The 17,182-nt window shown below is 56.3% G+C and carries 13 protein-coding genes, 1 tRNA gene and 1 riboswitch; of the genes, 12 read left to right on the top strand and 2 right to left on the bottom strand.

All coding sequences use genetic code 11. The annotated features are described in order from the left end of the window. Positions 1-16 precede the first annotated feature (16 nt). From H0921_RS09900 to H0921_RS09880, 5 genes are all read left to right on the top strand, one after another. Entirely contained in the window at positions 17-1,150 is a 1,134-nt protein-coding gene (locus tag H0921_RS09900; protein WP_194537913.1) for a phenylacetate--CoA ligase family protein, read from the top strand. 211 nt (positions 1,151-1,361) lie between these two features. Next, a complete protein-coding gene (locus tag H0921_RS09895; RefSeq protein ID WP_194537912.1) occupies positions 1,362-2,795 on the top strand; it encodes an aldehyde dehydrogenase family protein in 1,434 nt (477 codons plus the stop codon). A gap of 49 nt (positions 2,796-2,844) precedes the next feature. Continuing rightward, entirely contained in the window at positions 2,845-4,050 is a 1,206-nt protein-coding gene (locus tag H0921_RS09890; RefSeq protein ID WP_194537911.1) for an iron-containing alcohol dehydrogenase, read from the top strand. Positions 4,051-4,157: 107 nt separating this feature from the next. Then, positions 4,158-5,165: an outer membrane protein assembly factor BamB family protein gene (locus tag H0921_RS09885; RefSeq protein ID WP_194537910.1), complete on the top strand. Its 1,008-nt coding sequence runs from the start codon at positions 4,158-4,160 to the stop codon at positions 5,163-5,165. A 109-nt stretch (positions 5,166-5,274) separates the two neighbouring features. Continuing rightward, a tRNA-Val gene (locus H0921_RS09880) sits at positions 5,275-5,348 on the top strand. A gap of 658 nt (positions 5,349-6,006) precedes the next feature. On the opposite strand, the gene queG is transcribed toward H0921_RS09880, so the two are convergent. Further along, positions 6,007-7,149, bottom strand: a complete 1,143-nt coding sequence (queG, locus tag H0921_RS09875; protein WP_194537909.1) for a tRNA epoxyqueuosine(34) reductase QueG — start codon at positions 7,147-7,149, stop codon at positions 6,007-6,009. A 393-nt stretch (positions 7,150-7,542) separates the two neighbouring features. On the opposite strand from queG, the gene H0921_RS09870 reads away from it, so the two are divergent. The 3 genes from H0921_RS09870 (at position 7,543) to H0921_RS09860 (ending at position 10,311) form a co-directional block, all read left to right on the top strand. Continuing rightward, positions 7,543-8,727, top strand: coding sequence for a glycosyltransferase family 2 protein (locus tag H0921_RS09870; protein ID WP_194537908.1), 1,185 nt, complete (start codon positions 7,543-7,545; stop codon positions 8,725-8,727). Between the two features lie 20 nt (positions 8,728-8,747). Next, the gene (locus tag H0921_RS09865; RefSeq protein WP_194537907.1) at positions 8,748-9,653 is read left to right on the top strand and encodes a glycosyltransferase family 2 protein; all 906 of its coding nucleotides are present in this window, start codon (positions 8,748-8,750) and stop codon (positions 9,651-9,653) included. Positions 9,654-9,825: 172 nt separating this feature from the next. After that, positions 9,826-10,311 (top strand): Fur family transcriptional regulator, encoded by a 486-nt coding sequence (locus H0921_RS09860; protein ID WP_194537906.1) that lies wholly within the window; start codon positions 9,826-9,828, stop codon positions 10,309-10,311. A 106-nt stretch (positions 10,312-10,417) separates the two neighbouring features. Here the strand turns inward: H0921_RS09860 and epsC are convergent, their stop codons facing one another. Then, entirely contained in the window at positions 10,418-11,365 is a 948-nt protein-coding gene (gene epsC, locus H0921_RS09855) for a serine O-acetyltransferase EpsC (RefSeq protein WP_194537905.1), read from the bottom strand. Positions 11,366-11,738: 373 nt separating this feature from the next. After that, positions 11,739-11,934: riboswitch (cobalamin riboswitch) on the top strand. 142 nt (positions 11,935-12,076) lie between these two features. Here epsC and H0921_RS09850 point away from each other — a divergent pair. The 4 genes from H0921_RS09850 to H0921_RS09835 all read left to right on the top strand — a co-directional run bounded on the left by H0921_RS09850 (position 12,077) and on the right by H0921_RS09835 (position 17,155). Beyond that, a complete protein-coding gene (locus tag H0921_RS09850; RefSeq protein ID WP_315851873.1) occupies positions 12,077-12,697 on the top strand; it encodes a DUF6580 family putative transport protein in 621 nt (206 codons plus the stop codon). A gap of 167 nt (positions 12,698-12,864) precedes the next feature. Beyond that, a complete protein-coding gene (locus H0921_RS09845) occupies positions 12,865-13,785 on the top strand; it encodes a cobalamin-binding protein (protein WP_194537904.1) in 921 nt (306 codons plus the stop codon). Positions 13,786-14,033: 248 nt separating this feature from the next. Beyond that, positions 14,034-15,392 (top strand): purple acid phosphatase family protein, encoded by a 1,359-nt coding sequence (locus tag H0921_RS09840; protein WP_228499349.1) that lies wholly within the window; start codon positions 14,034-14,036, stop codon positions 15,390-15,392. Positions 15,393-15,736: 344 nt separating this feature from the next. Further along, positions 15,737-17,155 (top strand): FAD-binding oxidoreductase, encoded by a 1,419-nt coding sequence (locus H0921_RS09835; RefSeq protein ID WP_228499347.1) that lies wholly within the window; start codon positions 15,737-15,739, stop codon positions 17,153-17,155. Positions 17,156-17,182 lie beyond the last annotated feature (27 nt).

Raw genomic sequence — 17,182 nt, 5'->3', positions numbered from 1 at the left:
AGTAGAGAGAGGAGCTATGTTACCCGACACCCCTGGAAAGCCTGCCCCGGTCACGGGCACCACTCTGGAAGAGCGCATCCGCAATGCCCAAGCCCAACTCGACGCCCATGTGCGCGAGATTGTGCGTTGGCATTTCTCCCCAGAAACGGGCACTCCTTTCTGGCTGGAAAAGGCCAAAGCTTTTGATTTTGATCCTCTTAAAGACATTCAGGGTTGGGAAGATATCAAGAAGTTCCCCTTTTTCGAGGATGAATGGCTTCGTGGCGGCCCGGTGGAGCGCTGGATTCCCAAGGGTATGAAAGACCGGGCGTGGTACGTCTTTGAAACGGGTGGCACCACGGGGATTCCGAAAAGCCGGGTTGTGTGCGACGACTTCCGGATTGATTACGAGATGTTTTCGGATACCCTTCCAGAAAAATATTTCCCCAAGGGAGCCAATTGGTTGATGCTGGGTCCCTCCGGACCGCGCCGCCTCCGCTTGGCTGTCGAACATTTGTGCCAGTACCGCGGCGGCATTTGCTTCTGCATCGACTTGGACCCCCGTTGGGTGGTCAAACTCATCAAAAAGGGTTGGATGGAGCACTTACGAGCCTACCAGGACCACTGCATCGATCAAGCTATGACCATCCTCACCGCCGGCCATAACATCCGCTGTATGTTTACGACGCCCAAACTCCTCGATGCGCTCTGCAAGCGTTTGGAAGAACAAGGTACCACCTTGCGGCAAATGGGAGTCACGGGCATCTTCTGCGGCGGTACAGAAATGACTTCCCAATGGATCCGCTTCATGATTGAGGAATATCTGGGACCGGATATCTACATTGCTCCCACTTATGGCAACACCCTTATGGGATTGGCAGCCGCCGATATGCCCACAGCGAAGGACAAATACAAAATCACCTACTACGCCCCGCAGCCTCGGGCCGTAGTCGAAGTAGTGGACTTCAAGGATTACAACAAGCTGGTTCCTTACGGCCAGTCCGGACGAGTTCTTTTGACCACCTTGACCAAGGAGTTCTTCGTCCCACGCTTCCCGGAGCGCGATGAGGGCGAACGTGAGCCTCCCTGTTTCAAGTATCCTTGGGACGGTGTCAGTGGTGTCCGGCCTTTCCACGAAATTGCGGCTCAAACCACAGTAGGCGTGTACTAACAAACCGTCTGAAACAAACGTGGTGTAAGGCTGTTGCGTTGCGGCTGTACGCTACAATACCTGTAACGCTGGCCTGTTCTCTGTCCAACCCAGAGTTGCAACCAGTCGAATGGCAAAAACATAAAGGAATTTGCACGAACCTGCCATCCGTTATCTCAACACCCGGTGAGTTTTTTCTCTCTCACCTTGTATTTCTGAAGGAGACCAAGCCGTGATCCGCATCCCCGTGCTCCGCTGGGGTGAGCCTTACGAAAGCCTGGAAAGCGATAAGGTCGTTCACTTTCTGACCGGAGAAGTGTTGGCGGAAGTAGGCCGGGCCAATGCCGCCATGGTCGAACGAGACATGCGCCATGCCCAACGCGCGCGGGATGTTCTGCGGCAAATTCCCATACAGGACCTGCTCCAAATGGTCAAAAAAGCGGCAGACCTCTACCTCAAAGCCGAATTGCCCATCGGTGATGGCACTCAAACGCCGGAGCAGTTCGTCCGCATGCAGTCCGCTACGACTGGCTTGCCCGAGCATATGTGCCGCTTTAACATGGAAAAAAATCATTTTGTCCTCACCAACATGGACAAAATCCTCGACTCCCTAACTCGCGGCTTGGACCTGAATATCCTCAGCCGAGGTTTTGGCGTCGAGCATCGCGGCGTCCCCGTCAGTTATCAGTGTCAATCCCCTGTCTTAGGACTGGTGCTGCCCTCAAATTCTCCAGGCGTGCACACTCTGTGGCTACCGATCATTCCGCTGCAAGTGGGCTTGGTTCTCAAACCAGGTCCCCAAGAACCATGGACGCCCTATCGCATGTTTGCCGCCTTTACGGCTGCGGGGATTCCCAAGCAGGCTATCTCCATCTATCCCGGCCTTGGAGATATTGGGGCGGCGGTCCTCAATAGCTGCCAAAGAAGCCTAATCTTCGGGAGCAGTGCCACTGTCGAGCAGTACAAGGGCAATCCGCGCGTGCAGGCACATGGCCCCGGTTTTAGCAAAATCCTTCTGGGCGACGACAAGGTTGATCAATGGGAAAAGTATCTCGACCTCATGGTGGATAGCGTTTATGTCAACAGTGGTCGGGGATGCATCAATTGCTCGGGGATTTGGGCTTCACGCCACACCCGTGCCATCGCCGAAGCGATTGCAGCCCGCATCGGACCGGTGCAACCTCTGCCTCCCGATGATCCTCAAGCCGGCTTAGCAGCATTCACGGTTCCGGGCCAGGCAGATGCCGTCAATGCTGACATCGACAATGCCCTCAAGGAACCTGGAGTCACGGACATGACCGGTCCCAAGTATGGACCGCGGCTCGTCAAAAAAGAGCGCTGCGATTATCTCCGTCCTACCGTCATTCATTGTGACCATCCGGACGTGGCCATGGCCAAGAAGGAGTATATGTTCCCCTTCTGTACGGTTGTTCAATGTCCCCAAGAAAAAATGCTGGAAAAAATTGGGCCTACCCTGGTGTGCACTGCGATCACGGAAGACCCGAAATTCCAGCGTGCATTGCTGGATGCCACCCACATCGACCGTTTGAACATTGGCCCCATCCCCACCATCAAACTGAATTGGCTCCAACCGCACGAGGGAAATATCGTGGACTTCCTGTTTCGTGCCCGTGCTTTCCAGTTTGAAGGACCAGTCCATGTATGACCCTAACCGGTAAGACCCCTGCCGTTCCGGATCCACGGAGACCCACGTCATGAGTGCACGCAGCGGCGTAGCCTTGGCAGCGCCGCCCCCCGCTTGGGACAGCATAGCCGGAGAACAGCTCCTTCCTTTCGACTTCCAGCCTCTTAACCGTGTGATTGCTGGACCAGGAGTGTTGCAACGTCTGGACGAAGCGGTTCAGTCGCTTGGAGGCCAGCGCGTTCTATTGGTCACGGATCCAGGGCTGGAACAGGCCGGTCACCCCCAACGTGCCCAAGCCATCCTGGAAGCGGCAGGTTTGAAAGTGGCGTTGTTCGATGGGGTCAAGGAAAACCCAACCGAACGCGAAGTGGAAGCCGGCACAGAGTTTGCTCGTTCCCACCAGATCGATTGCATCGTCGCTGTGGGAGGGGGCAGCGCGATGGACTGTGCCAAAGGGATCAACTTCCTGCTGACCAATGGCGGTCGCATGAGTGATTACAAGGGTTTTGGCAAGGCCAGCCGCCCTATGCTCCCCTCGATCGGTGTTCCTACCACCGCAGGAACTGGCAGCGAAGCCCAGAGCTACGCCCTGATCACCGATGAAAAAACGCATCTGAAGATGGCATGCGGTGATCGCAAGGCTGCTTTCCGAATCGTTCTGCTCGACCCTGAACTAACGCTCACGCAGCCACAGCAGGTGACCGCTGCCACTGGCATCGACGCAATCGCCCACGCTGTGGAGTCTTTTGTTTGCACGCGGCGGAATGCTTTCTCCCAAATGCTGTCGCGCACGGCTTGGCATTTGCTGTCCCAGCACTTTGAGACCGTCCTGCGGGAACCCCGTCACTTGCCGGCACGCTGGAACATGCTTCTCGGCGCCCATTTAGCTGGCATGGCAATTGAGAACAGCATGTTGGGTATCTGCCATAGTTGCGCCAATCCGTTGACCGCGCATTACGGTATAACCCACGGAGTGGCGATTGGCATCATGCTACCTCACGTGATTCGTTTCAACGGCGAGTGGGTGGAACCGTTGTATGCGGAGCTTTTGGCTCACGAATACGGCGGAAAGCAACGGGCAACGGATCAGCTAGTAGAACGCACCCTTCGCTTCACCCAGGCGGCAGGACTCCCGCAAAGCCTGCGGGATTGTGGTGTGAGCCGGACTATCCTACCTTTGCTTGCGGAGGAGGCGCACCAACAATGGACTGCACGCTTCAACCCCCGACCCGTTACCGAAAACGATTTACTGCGCGTTTACGAAGCGGCTTGGTAAACACCTGGCAACGGCTACTGTCTGCTGCTCTCTTCGTTCTCATTTCCACCCTTTTCTGCGCGTTGACGGCGGTCGCAGATTGGAGCTACTTTCGGGGTAATCCCGCGATGACTGGAGCCGTCGCCCATGCGCTTCCCCATCCCCTGGAGGAACGCTGGCAATTTCGCACGGGGGATGCCATCGAAGGGGCACCCGCGATCGTCGGCCAACAGGTCTTTGTCGCCTCATTGGACAAGCACTTATATGCCCTGGAACTCCCGACAGGCAAGCTGCTCTGGAAAACCCGCTTGGGACCCATGAAGGCTGCTCCGACCGTGCATAAGAACTTGGTTTTCATCGGCGATCTTGAGGGAACCTTTTACTGCCTCGATGCAACCACTGGCAAAATTCGCTGGAAATTTGCGGCTGATGGGGAAATCCACGCGGCAGCCAATATCTACAACGATCACATCATTTTCGGAGCACACGATTCCCAACTCTATTGTCTCAACAGCGAAGGGAAAAAAATCTGGAGCGTGTCGATTGACGGCCCCATTAACGCCGCCGCACCTATTCATGATCACCGGGCTTTTGCGACGGGATGCAGTGATGGGGTCGTCCACATTGTGGATCTGCGAACGGGCAAGGAAATCGGGTCTATTGCATTGGGGGGCGAAACCGTCTCCACTCCCGCCGTCGTTGGCAATCGCCTGATTGTCACTATGATTTCCCATCAGATTGTCGTTGCGGACATCCAAAAGCGGGACAAACTCTGGACTTTCGAGCCACCACGCCGGGCTATGCCGTTTTACTCCTCGCCCGCTGTCGCTCAAAACATCGTGGTGGCAGGCAGTCGTGACCGGAAAGTTTATGCCTTAGACATCACAACGGGCAAAAAGTTGTGGGATTTCGCCACGGAAGGGCATGTTGATGCTTCCCCGGTCATCGCCGCGGATAAAGTCTACGTCGGCTGTCTTTCGCGTGATGGCCATTTTTACGTTTTGGACCTGAAAACTGGGCAGAAACTTCAGGAGATTCTGCTCGATGCCCCAATCACATCCTCGGCTGGAATTGGTTCCGACTGCCTATGCGTGGGAACAGACCGGGGCGTCCTTTATTGCCTAGGCAAAAAGTAACCCGTTCACCGGCATGTTCTAGATTCCGGCAACTCGCTCCTTGCCCGCTTGATCGGAAAGCCGCGCTCTTGACTAGGAAAGCCCCAGCTGTAAACAATACTTCTAGCTTGCGCGCTTAGCTCAGTTGGTTAGAGTGCCACATTGACATTGTGGAGGTCACTGGTTCGAGTCCAGTAGCGCGCACTATCCCGTCACCTTCCTTCCTTGCTAAGGAGAGTTTCTGCGCCCCAATCCCACTCACGCCGTTCATCGGTGTCCAACCCCTATTGCCCCTTTCCGCGACGAACAATTCGATTGCATGAGATGAACCGAGGAAAAACAGGTAGAGTTTTACTCAGACTCTGAACATTCGATTCATGTTTTCGGACACCTCCTTCCTCAGGTGCTTTTCAACTCTGGCCTTCTACGGCCTGCGGAATTGAACACGACGGTGTTGCATAATGCAACAGACAGAATCTGGCGCCCGAAGCAGAAAGGGGGTTACCAAATCGATCTCGTTCACATTTGTCAGGACTTCGATCGATATAAAGTGTTATATTCCAGGATGTTATGTAATTTTAGAAGGAGTGGATTCGATATCCAAGACCCATTTGGCACGCCTCCTGCAATAATCGTTTTCAGCCGGTTGCGAGTCCCGGCTCCCAACGACCAAAATTCCTTTCTCTCAGGCACGAGACTAGCGCGGGTTGCGAGTCCCCGCGCCGAATCTCGTGCCTCACGTCTTTTATGTGGCGCATTTCAAAGTCCATTCCCAGAGCTTTCGGTGACCGAAAAAACTTCGTGTCTATTGACGGTGCATCACGTGAGTCGTGGTCATTGACAGACGCATCACGTGAAAAAGCTAGTATGTTGTTGTGTTGTTCGATGATGCTGGCGCCGAAATGCTGTAGCGCTGGTGGATGCGGGAAATAGCCCACAGGGCAGCATCCCGGACAAGGGGGTCTGCGTCTTGGGCTGCTTGTTGGAGAACCGGCAGCACCGAAGTATCTCCGCGATTGCCCAACACAATAGCAGCATTGCGGCGCAGGCCCCGGCGCTTGGCCCGCCACAGAGCGGTCGAACGGAATCGCTGCCGGAAGGTCGCTTCATCCATCCGTAAAATCGTCACGGGATCCAACCACTCCCACTCCGGATAGTGCACAAAGGGAGATTCACTGGTCTGCGGCTTGCGATTCCAGGGGCAAACTTGCTGACAGATATCGCAGCCAAAAAGCCAATCTCCTATAGACTCGGCCAGTGTCGCAGGTATGGCGGAACGATGTTCGATGGTCAGGTAGCTGATGCAGCGCCGAGCATCTAAGACGTAAGGGGCTGGAAAAGCCTGGGTGGGACAGGCTTGCAGGCAGGCCGTGCAGGTGCCGCAATGCTGCGAGGAAAAGGGGGCATCCGGCTGTAAGGAAAGGTCCGTGAGCAAGGCTGCCAAGAACAGAAAGCTACCGCGACGAGGATGAATCAGAAGGGTATTTTTACCGATCCATCCCAGACCCGCACGCCGAGCAAAGTCGCGCTCCAGAAGGGGGGCCGTATCACAAACCCCCACAGCCTGACATCCCGGCACCTGCTGCCGCAGCCAATCAGCTAGCAAGTTGAGTCTCTGCCAGAGAAAGGGATGATAATCAGGGGCGGCAGCGTAGAAAGCGACCCGACCGGGGAAAGAACCAACTTCGGAGGGCGGGAGCGAACGGTGCAGTGGACGGGGGCCGTAGTCCATCGCCAGCATGACGACAGACCGCACATCTTGGAGAATAGAACGGGGGTGTCGGCGGGCTTCCGCACGAGTATGCAAGTACTGCATTTCCCCCGCGTATCCCTGAGCTAGCCAATGTTGGTAGAAAGCATAAGTGTCCGCTTCGGTTGCTGGTGCAATGCCGCAGAGGGAAAAACCGAGCCGGCGGGCCTCGACTCGCAATCGTTCTTCCAAACGTTCCGGCAGCAGTGGAGGTGTTCGCGTGTTGGCAGGGATATTAGCAGGCACCGTAGCCATGGCTAGTCCGTCATGAACTTCCCCCTATTCATCTTCTCTTCAACCCAGCACTCAGACAAGCGAATCCAGGGGTACCAAAGACCTAGGGGGAATCCCATCAAAAAACTTCTTCCCTCAGTGTTCACGGTTTGACATTTTCCGCAGTGACTTGACAAAATGAGATCGCCAATATCGATGTCATACGCCGCCATTCCACTCAGTTCAGTATCGAGATGAAGTGATGAGGGGCCACCCGGCCTGGCTGATGCTAACGGTTCGGAATGGCCTGAACCGCTCCTTTCAGTTCCGCTTGCAGAAAAGCCACAGGAATCGGTAAATAAGGAACCATGGCCCAATGATGAGGACTGCGCCGGCCGTGGAATCGGTCGGGTGGGACCGAATGAAGGAGCAGGCATGGACTGGGGCATCCCGCCCGGCGGAGTGGTATCGTCGGTGGAAGTAGAGACAACGGTACCGGCGTTGGTATCGTGCGAAGTTAAGGCTTCTCCCGCCGGGACAGCTATCCGTCTGAAGCGGGCAGCAGGGCTGCGTCGCTGCAGCGGTGTGTCGGTCGTAATTGTCAATTACTACCAGTGGAGCAACACTCGGCAATTGTTACGGCAATTGCGGGATTGTTCCGCCTGGTCTCAGGGCCAGGTTCGTGTGGTGGTGGTGGACAACGGCAGCAGTGGAAATGTCTGGATCGACACGGTCGGTGGCATCCGAGTACGGTATGAGAGCCGAAACCTGGGGTTTGCTGCTGGAGTCAACCGAGGAGTGCGGGAACTCGATCGCTGGCGCTGGGGCATCTGGAAGAACGAAGGCCAAATCCAGGAATGGTTCCTTCTGTTGAACCCCGATGTCACTGTGCCTGCTGGTTTTCTGGATGCGGTGCTGGATATGATCGAAAAGCTGGACACTGAGGAACCGCGGGCCGGTGTGGTGGGCTTGCGACTATGCAATCCGGATGGCAGTCTCCAAGGGTCTTGTGGCCGCTTTCCGACGTTCGGAAGCACCCTGCGCGGTTTGCTTCGCCCTCGCGCCTGGCGTAAATGCCAGATGCTGAACACTCAACAGCGGCAAGAAGTCGATTGGGCCACGGGCGGTTGCCTATTGGTACGGCGGGACTGCTTTGAGCAACTAGGCGGCCTGGATGAATCGTTCTTTCTCTACTATGAGGACGTAGATTTCTGCCGTCGTGCCAAAGCAGCAGGCTGGCAGGTCTTTTACGAACCCCGAATAGCCGTGACGCATCACTGGCCGTTGCATGCTCGTTCCGTGCCTGCTCCGTTGCGCCTCATCACTCGCCATGCCCTCATGCAGTTCGCGCGCAAGCACTGGGGACGCTGGTCTAATCTGGGTTTACGCGGCCTGGTCTGGCTTGAGGCATTATGCCGTGAAGGATGGTCCCGGTTGCGCCGCCGCTATCGTGACAGTGCCTGTTATCATCAATTACGCCAATTGGTGGGCGACATGCACCGACAACGCCAGCAGTCCATCCGCCAGCAACTGGCCTTCGCGAGCCGTTACTTGCGAGCCATCGCGGCGGCCCAAGACCGTGTTCCAGCGGAACAAGATCATCTGGACAAGAATCTGTAAGCCCTCTGCATCCCATCCCTATGTCTGCACTAACAGTGATCATTCCTACCCATCGCGGAGGGGCGCTATTATACCGTTGCTTGCAGAGCGTACTCCGGCATGCGCCGTCGGGCACGGAAATTCTCGTAGTCGATGACGCCTCCCCCCAGGAAGCTCTTCAGTCCATCATCCGAGATTTTCCGACCATTCTTCTGTTCCGATTACCCCGCCGGCGAGGTTTCTGTTACGCCGCCAATATCGGAATTGAAGCGGCACACAACCCTATCGTGGAACTGCTCAATGACGATACCGAAGTGGCAGCGGGTTGGGCAGAGGCTGCCTTGGCACACTTCCAGCAATCCGATGTCGTGGCAGTAGCCCCCTTAATCTTACAATACCCAAAACGGAAAGGTGACTCCACCATCACCTACGCGTACATCGATGCAGCAGGTGATGATTATGATCCCGGCGGTTATGCCTGGAAGCGTGGACATGGCCTGCCGTGGTCCGACCAGCTTCCTCTCCACCTGCGGGTTGCCGGATCGGTTACCTCAGCGTCGGCCTGTGCTGCCTTTTATCGCCGGGAAGCAATTCGCGCCGCTGGTGGATTGGCCCTCTCCTTCAAGGCCTACTTCGAAGATGTTGATCTGGGTTTACGCCTACGCCAGCGGGGTGGTGAGATAATCTTCGAGCCGGCTTCCATAGTCTGGCACCACGGCTCGGCCAGTTACGGCCGCTCCCCTTACCGCCCTCTGTTGGAACAGCAATCCTGCAACGAGGAACGTCTCTTCTGGCGGCACTGGCGATATTACGGCGGCTGGCGCCTCCTGCCTCGTCACTTGGCCGTTTTGTTGGGCAAGTTTTGCCGCCGCTGGAGTGAAGGGCGACTCCTCCCTTGGACCTTCGGTCGTTTGCGAGCCTGGGGTGAACTCGTGGTCAAACCATAGGCGCCTCCGATGCGTACCTATGGCTCAACCCGGCGACGTTGCCCCTGCCGCTGTTCGGACGTTGGTATAATGAAAGCAACAGCCGCTTCTTGGTGGACTCCTGGAGGTAGCCAGGCACGCTGGACGCAGAGCTACCCACGCCACCCTAGGTGCCCCCAAAGGAGTTAGTCGCGTGTCATTACCCACAATCCCCGTTGCCCAGAGTCCGGAAAGCAAGTTCCGCGAATATCTGGCTAGCCGGCCCAAACCGCAGCGCTTCACGGAGCAACAGCGCTTGCTCCTGGAGCATATTTTCGCCAAACATAGCCATTTCGACGCGGAACAATTGATCGATGAGCTAAAACGGGCCGGACGACAAGTCAGCCGAGCCACCGTCTATCGTACCCTGCCCAAGCTCGTCGATGCGGGTCTTCTTCGCAGGATCGAATTGGGAAATCGTACCGTCTATGACCATGACTACGGTTACCCCTTCCATGATCATTTGCTGTGCGAAGAGTGCGGTGCGATGATTGAATTCCAGAGTGAGGCATTGGATGCTGTCTTGCGCGAGGTCTTGAGCCAGCATCAGTTCCGCGCGCGCAACCGGACTCTCGTCATCCGCGGAACTTGTGCCGCTTGTAATTCAGCGAAAGCCGCCAAACGGCGGCTGGTGATGTGATACCGACCCTCCAACTCAAAGGGGTGGATAACCAGAGACTTACTCTTCCATGCGAGTTGCCGCAGTTTGCTGCGAGGGGAAATCTCGTCTCGTCTGGCCATTGCGCTCAGATGATATAGTTCCATGCTTCGGGGTCTGCCCGACTGCCCCGCAATCGTAGCTTGGGCTTTTCCAGGACCACCGTCGTGTCTGGCGGAACACTTTCGGTCAACCAAACGTTCGAGCCGATGATGGAACGCGCCCCAATTACTGTCTGTCCGCCCAAGATCGTAGCATTGGCATAGACGATCACATCATCACACAAAGTCGGATGCCGCTTGTAGCTTCCGCGAACGAGTGAGCCATCCTCCCCTTTCGTGAAGCTAAGGGCACCCAGAGTCACACCTTGATAGAGTTTCACGTTCCGTCCGATCTCCGTGGTTTCTCCGATCACCACCCCAGTGCCGTGGTCGATGAAAAACGCCGGACCGATCCGGGCACCAGGGTGAATGTCGATGCCGGTGCGAGAGTGTGCCCACTCCGTCATCATGCGCGGGATGAAGGGGACGCCCAACTGGTGCAATTCGTGAGCTATGCGATAGACAGTAATCGCCTCCAAGCCGGGATAACAGAAGATGATTTCGTGATAACTTCGGGCAGCCGGGTCTCCTCGATATGCCGCCTCCACGTCCTGTTCCAGCACTTTCCGAATAGCGGGTAAACGCCGCAGCAATTCGATGGCTTTCGGTTGCGCCATCTGCTCGCAATCGACATGCGGCGACTCTTCGCATAACTCATGGCGGAGGGCACGGGCAATCTGGACCGTCAGCTTGTCATGCAAAGCATCAATCAAACTGCCGATGTAGTAGCCGACATTTCCCAAGTGCAGATTCTGCCGCCGTCCATATCCGGGGTACAACACCTCAAATAAGTCAGCGATGATTTCCGCCACTCCTTCTCGACTAGGCAACGGCTCATGGGCCAAATGATTCAGGCGGCTACACTCGGTGTAGGTTTCCAAGAGCTGATCTGTAATCTGAGGAAGTTCTTCCCGCAGGCGTAGGTCCGTAGCCATGGAAAACATGTCCCTATTGTGCTAAAACCCATCCCGCCGGCATTTATCCGCTCGCTGCCTGGGGCTGCCAATCCGGGCATTTCATCTTTTCCTACAGACATGCTAGTAAGGACAGGACCCTGATGAAAGCCCAAACAACATTAGGGCAACTGGCGAATATCGAGCGACAACGGTCCTTCCGCCCTAGAAATGACGGCCTCAATACCGCCCCAACGATCTTCAGCCTACGCTCTGAGCACTCAGAGATTCCCTCCTCATTCCTTCGGGAAAGACCACCTCTAGCCTTGATCTCCCCCTCCTTATAGATATGGGAGCAAGCGGCAGGTTCACCCCGGTCACGGATCGTGTCTGGGCAGGGCGTGGGATCATCGGCTTTGCTCCCACGCAAACTGGAACCAGGATCAGGGGTGAGGTAACAGGGAAGTCCGGTGCAAATCCGGCGCAGGGCCGCTGCTGTGATCGGCAAGAACCTGGTGCATCTGATGCCACTGTGACGACATCACGTCATGGGAAGGCTGCCGAGGTTCGCTTGAGCCGAAAGCCAGAAGACCTGCCTGCCGTGATCCCAAGCGACGGCACCCCGGAGCCGGGTCGTCGGCGTCAGTCGGTATTCATTTTCCCCGTGCGGTGCGGGAACTGACCGCCGTATGCCCACTCGATGAATAAGTGCCGTCCAGAATTCGCCCGTGCCGGCGAAGTGGAGGAAGTGCCGTGTCTGGATTGCCTGACCTGACTCCGTTCGCATCGTTCCCCAAAAATTGCACGACGCCCACAGTTCCACCCCACGCCTCCTGGTGCGCTACACTGAGTCAGCCCCGCTTTTGGCTCCTGGCTGCTCTCATCGTCGGAGCCGTTCTGGCACGCTGGATTCCTCACCCTCCCAACTTCACTCCCATCGGGGCATTGGCCCTCTTCGGGGGGGCTTTCTACGCGGATCGCCGTATGGCCTTGGCCCTTCCGCTGTCAGCGCTATTCCTGAGTGATCTCGCCATTGGCTTGCACCTGCTGATGCCGGTGGTCTATGGTAGTTTCGCGTGCAACGTCCTTCTGGGACGCTGGCTGCGCCATCACTGGGGAGTGGGGAATCTGGCGGCCGTCACTCTCCTCGGTTCCATCCAATTCTATCTCACGACCAACTTCGCATGCTGGCTGATGGCTTATCCCCATACGTTCGCTGGCCTGATCGACTGCTACGTCAAAGCCCTTCCATTTTTCCGCAATACCGTAGCGGGTGACGTCACCTTTGTGGTCTTCTTGTTTGGCACGGTGACACTCGCGGAAAGACTCTTCCCCCTGTTCCGCGAAAGGGCCGAACAACCAGCTACTCTTTGACGCCAAGAAGCACCGCCTGCTTCAAACAGGAGCACGAATTAGTCCATCTGTTTTCCAGCCCTATAGCTAGCTCTATGCAGTTTCTGTACTTCGAGGTAGGGTCAGACCTCCCTGGCGACCCTCGCACTCGGTAAAGTAGCCAAAGGTGCTGCTGCGGAGAGTAAGTTGTGCGCATCGTATCCTTGCTACCTAGCGCTACAGAAATCATTTGCCGGCTAGGTCTGGGCGATCAACTGGTAGGTGTTACACACGAATGTGATGAACCGCCGTTTGTCCGCCATCTGCCCCGCGTCACCCGCTCCTTAATCCCCGTGGACGCTAGTAGCCGGCAGATCGATGAGTTGGTGCGCGAAAAGCTACGCACCCAGCGAGCGCTGTATACCCTGGATTGGCCTGTGCTGGAATCCTTACGCCCGGAGCTATTGGTGACCCAGGCTTTGTGCGATGTCTGTGCCGTAGCGGAGGCGGAAGTCCGAGCAGCGGCGTGCACGCTGCCGGGGCAGCCCCCGGTCGTGAATTTGGAGCCGCAATCGCTGGAAGATGTATTTGCCACGTTCCATCAGGTCGCTACTGCTGCTCAAGTCCCGGAACGCGCCGCCGCTGTTGTGAGGGAATTGCGACAGCGAGTCCAAACTGTCGCCCGACGCAGTGAACAGCTAACCTATCGCCCCCGTGTTGTATTACTGGAATGGATCGATCCCCCTTTCTGTTGCGGACACTGGACGCCGGAATTGATCCGTCTGGCAGGCGGGCGCGAAATGATCGGGCGAGAAGGGTCCCCCTCCCGTACCTTGCGGTGGGAAGAGGTCGTAGCCGTAGAGCCAGAAGTGCTAGTGATTGCCTGCTGCGGCTTCGATATCGCTCGTGCTCAAAAGGACCGTCCTATTCTCCAAGCTTACCCCGGTTATGCGCAACTCCCCGCCGTGCGCAACGGCCGCGTGTACTGGATCGACGGCAATGCCTATTTCAGCCGACCTGGTCCCCGACTGGTCGATAGCCTCGAATGGCTCGCTCATCTCCTTCATCCGAATATCCATCCCCCACCGCCGCACGCCGCCGACTCTCCTCCTATCGCCTGTGCTCCGTAATCTTCAGTCACTCCGGAACACTCATCAGACCATCCGCTAATCCTAATCATGCCGCGATGTAACGCCCGGACTACTACACTCACATCATCCCTACCAGACGTGTAGAATCGATGGAATCACGGAAAAAGTGTGGTAAAAACTGTGTTTTTTCCTTGAACCCTTTCCATATCGATTTTAGTTGTAGAGTAAAGTTGTTTCGACGAAATTAGGGCACGAATCCTGCCTTCTCCCCCATGAGTGTGACCGCTATGGATCGCCGCACGTTTCTAACAACTACTCTAACTGGTGGTATTGCTGCCAGCAGTCCGTTCCTCTGGTCTGCATTCTCCGCCTATGCGGATAGGATCGAAGATATCGCCATAGCTCCTCCGCCACGGCCTGCTGAAAAACTTCCGCAACTCCACTCACCACGGGACACTTTGTTTCTGACTTGGCAGGGCGACCCCACCTCTACGATGACAATTCAATGGCTTAGCCGCTCAGAGACACCCACGGTGATCCGCTACGCTTCACTTGCGAGTGCTGCACAAGAGCAGAGTCTCCCCCACCCTCCAAGTCGGGAAACCGGTGGAGAAACACCACGTGGCATCGCTTGGCAGAAGGCAGTCACTCGCTGCCATTCCTTCGGACGCACTGACCTGAAGGTTCACCGCTGCGAATTGACTCACCTACGTCCTGGTACAGAGTACGTGTTTCAAATTGGCGAGCACCTCGGTCTTTACCGCTTCCGCACGATGCCGGCCAAGGCGAATGACCTGATCTCGTTTGTTAGCGGAGGGGACTGCGGCATCGGACCTGCTGCTATAGCTTCCAATCTGACCGCCGCCCGGCAAGACCCTTATTTCGTGCTCATAGCCGGCGATCTTGGTTATGACAATGGGACGTCTGCTACCACAGCGATATCCTTCATCAAAAATTACAGTAGTCAGATGGTCGATTCTCAGGGCCGCCTGATTCCTTTGATCACATGCATCGGCAATCATGAGGTTCGCGGGGGATACAAAGGGCAGCGGAGCGACGCCACCTATTATCTGCCCCTATTCGACGGCCTTTACCGTGAGACAACCTACAATGTCCTCGACATCGGAGACTATTTGAGCATTGTGCTGCTCGATAGCGGCCATATTAGTCCAATCCCCGGCGAACAAACCGACTGGCTCGCTTCAGTTCTCAAGGAACGGCAAGACCGCCCCCACCTTTATGTAGCCTATCACGTGCCGGCTTATCCTTCGGTCCGATCTCCCCAAGCCCTGATCGGCTTAGGTACGGGCGAACTGCAACGGCAACATTGGTGTCCCTTGTTTGAACGTTACCGGGTCGATGTAGCCCTAGAACACCACGATCACGTCTTTAAGCGAACTCATCCCCTGACCGATGGCTTGCGCGATCGCTATGGCGTGCCCTATTTGGGGGATGGTTCATGGGGCAAACTCCGCACTCCTGCCTCTCCAGAAAAGCGTCCCTACCTGGCTCGGGTCAGCCGGAATTACCATATCACCTTGCATCGTCTCGAAGGGGAGCAGCGCTTCCACCTCGCCTTGACTGAGAACGGAAAAGTCGCCGATGTTTACATGACTCAAGGCAAACGTCCCGCCAAGCGTGGTTAAGGGACAACGGCGGCTAAGGGACAGTGGATGGCCCCAATTCTAGGCCACCTTGGTTTTCCAGGCTTTCGTGCACAGTGTGCTCATCAGGAATCATACCGAACCCTCACGACTTTGTTTCCTCGTGATAAGGCGATAACGCTTCCGATGACATGTTCGCCGCTGCGTACTCCGGCACCCACCCCCAGACAACAATTGCAACAGAATGTACACTGACACCAGGAGCGGTCCAGTTCCCATCCCTGAGCAGTGCAATTTCGAGTGCTAACACCACGATGAGCCAAACCATAACATCCCCGTCCAACTCAGCAGCGACGGAAGCCCCGCCTCAGCAGGTGGTCGAGCGCATGCAAGCAATCGTAGGGGCTGAGAACGTCTTGACCACCTTAGCGGATCGGACGGTGTACGAATGCGACGGCTACACCCTGGCGAAGACACGACCTGACGTCGTGGTCTTTCCTCAGTCCACAGAACAGATCGTGGCGATTGTTCGAGCCTGCCGGGAATTGAACCTTCCCTTCCTGCCCCGGGGCGCGGGCACCAGCCTGGCCGGCGGTTGTGTGCCGGTGGGCGGAGGTGTGCTCATCGCCTTGGCCCGTATGAAACGCATCCTGGAGATCAACATTCGGGATCGCTATGCCGTCGTCGAGCCTGGCGTCGTCAATGTCTGGTTGACCAACGCTCTCAAGCCTTTCGGGTATCATTACGCCCCTGACCCTTCCAGCCAGGGAGCATGTACTATCGGAGGCAATGTGGCGACCAACTCTGGCGGCCCGCACACTCTCAAATACGGAGTTACGGTCAATCACATCCTGGGTGTCGAACTGGTCTTGCCCGATGGGCGAGTCATTACTTGTGGTGGACCTGTTGAAGACACACCTGGTTATGACCTAACAGGTGTCATCGTGGGCAGCGAAGGCACCTTCGGGATCGTGTCGAAAGTTTGGGTCCGATTGACTCCGAATCCACAAGCTTATCGGACATTACTAGGCGTGTTCGACTCGATCGATGATGCCACCAATACCATCAGTGCCATCATCGGAGCGGGGATCATTCCGGCAGCTCTGGAAATGCTCGATCGGACCATGATTCGCGCGGTTGAAGCCGCTTTCCATTTTGGTTTTCCGCTGGATGCGGAAGCAGTGGTCATCATGGAGGTGGACGGTCTGGAAGCTGGTCTCCAAGAAGAAGCCGACCGGATGGAAGCGATCGCCCGCGCTCATCATGCCCGTGAGGTCCGCAAAGCCAGCACAGAAGCAGAACGGGCCTTGCTCTGGAAAGCGCGCAAGCAGGCATTCGGCACCATTGGACGCCTCGGCTACCCCAGCTATTGCACCCAGGACGGCGTTGTTCCTCGGACCCGACTGCCGGAGATCATGCGCTTCATTCTCACCACCGCCCAGAAATATCACCTGGGAATCTGCAATGTCTTCCATGCTGGAGATGGCAACATCCACCCTATTCTCATGTTCGATGAGCGCGATCCGGATCAGGTGCAACGGGTACTCGCTGCCAGTCATGAAATCCTTGCGGAATGTATCCGTTTAGGGGGAAGTGTCACAGGCGAACACGGCATCGGTGTCGAGAAAATCGACTTCATGCCGCTGATGTTCACTCCTGACGATCTGCATTACATGGTCCGCTTGCGCTCAGCTTTTAATCCCCAGAACTGCTGTAGTCCCGGCAAAATGCTGCCAACCGCTGGGGGATGTGCAGAAGGACATACCGTGTTACAGACAAAGCCCGCCCGCCGCGCCGCTGTCTAGATTTTTCCCCTATCTTTGATCAGATTC

Origin of the sequence: Thermogemmata fonticola, assembly GCF_013694095.1 — a bacterium.
Taxonomy (GTDB): Bacteria; Planctomycetota; Planctomycetia; order Gemmatales; family Gemmataceae; genus Thermogemmata; species Thermogemmata fonticola.
The sequence above is the reverse complement of the archived record's forward strand: the minus strand, read 5'-3'. Positions and strand labels throughout refer to the sequence as shown.